Annotated in this window: 1 protein-coding gene and 1 pseudogene; both read left to right on the top strand. The window is 29.7% G+C overall.

What is annotated here, in order from left to right; genetic code table 11:
- Nucleotides 1–161 precede the first annotated feature (161 nt).
- Nucleotides 162–1,376 carry an aminotransferase class V-fold PLP-dependent enzyme gene (locus ABY863_RS13525; RefSeq protein WP_372795708.1) on the top strand — a complete coding sequence of 405 codons (1,215 nt, stop codon included), beginning with the start codon at nt 162–164 and terminating at the stop codon, nt 1,374–1,376.
- 156 nt (nt 1,377–1,532) lie between these two features.
- Nucleotides 1,533–1,834: pseudogene (locus tag ABY863_RS13520) on the top strand (zinc metalloprotease); the annotation flags it as partial.

Below are 1,834 nucleotides of genomic sequence, written 5' to 3'. Positions count from 1 at the left end.
TTTAGCATTTTCTTTAAGCGAAGTTGTTTTTTGCGAAAAATGTTTAACCTTCTGATAAATCAGCTATATTTTAAAATTTACGTTAAGATTTTAAAATTTACAACCTTTAAAATAAAAGCTATTTTGTAATTTTGTATTTAGAATCATTCTAAAAAAAGAAAATGATAGATATTAAAAAAGTAAGAGCTGATTTTCCAATATTATCTCAAAAAGTAAATGGAAAACCACTCGTTTATTTAGACAATGCTGCCACAAGCCAAAAACCACAAGTTGTTATTGATAGTATTGTTAATTATTACTCCACTTTTAATGCGAATATTCATAGAGGCGTCCATACTTTAAGTCAATTAGCTACAAATGCCTTTGAGGAAGCTCGCATTAAATTACAACATCATTTTAATGCTAAAAAAAGCCATGAAATTATATTAACCGCAGGCACAACACACAGTATAAATATAGTTGCTACTGGTTTTACTTCTTTATTAAATGAAGGCGATGAAATTATTGTTTCTGCATTAGAACATCATTCAAATATAGTGCCTTGGCAAATGTTGTGTGAACGAACTGGTGCTATTTTGAAAGTAATTGCTATGAATTTGGAAGGTGAATTAGTAATGAATGAATACGACAAATTACTTTCTGAAAAAACAAAACTGGTATTTGTAAATCACGTTTCAAATGCTTTAGGAACCATAAATCCTATTAAAGAAATTATAGATAAAGCTCACAATATTGGCGCAGCTGTTTTAATTGATGGTGCTCAAAGCTGCCCTCACATAAAACCTGATTTACAAGCATTAGATGTTGATTTTTATGTAGCTTCAGCTCATAAACTTTGTGGACCAACTGGTGTTGGTATTTTATATGGAAAAGAGAAATGGCTAAATAAATTACCTCCTTATCAAGGTGGTGGTGAAATGATTAAACAGGTTACTTTTGCAAAAACCACATATGCAGATTTACCTCATAAATTTGAAGCTGGTACACCAAATATTGCTGGTGTTATTGCTTTTGGAGTTGCAATAGACTATATGAATGAGTTAGGTTTTGATAACATTGCTTCTTATGAAAATGAATTACTTCAATATGCCACCAAAAAATTACTTCAAATTGAAAGTTTAAAAATTTATGGAACTTCACAACATAAAACAGCTGTAATTTCTTTTAATATTGGAGAAATTCACCCGTATGATATAGGTACAATTATAGATAAATTGGGAATTGCAGTGAGAACTGGCCACCATTGTGCGCAACCTATTATGGATTTTTATAAAATACCTGGAACCATTAGAGCATCTTTTTCATTTTACAATACTTATAAAGAAATTGATTTATTATGCGATGCTTTGATAAGAGCAAAAAGAATGCTTTGTTAAATGTTCAACAGACCACCATATATGGTTGTTTCTGATAATTATTTTGCATCATTGTTATTTTTTTAGATATTATTTTACTGTTATTTTTTTTTAGCGTAACTTTAATATATTCATCCCGAAATAGAAAATTATTAATCTAAATAATCTAGATTCAAGATGAAAAAACTTATTTTTCCCTTGGCAATATTAGCATTAGCTGTAGTTGCCTGCCAGCCAAATTCTGACGAAGTTGTACCAAATCAAGAAGTTGCAACAATTGACATGAGTGATTTTTATGTGTACACTGATAGTGATTTAGAAAAACCTTCAAGTAATGCAAAAAACAACAAATGTCAAAGTATGAAAGTATTAAACAGACTATTAAAGGAAAATCCAGGATTGGAAAACCGTATGTTTGATATTGAAAAACACACACGTACTTATATTTATTTTAAAGGAAAACCTAAAAACCCAGGTGG

Source organism: Lutibacter sp. (assembly GCF_041562875.1).
Taxonomy (GTDB): domain Bacteria; phylum Bacteroidota; class Bacteroidia; order Flavobacteriales; family Flavobacteriaceae; genus Lutibacter.
Note: the sequence above shows the minus strand (reverse complement) of the source record. Positions and strands in the feature narration are given on the sequence as shown.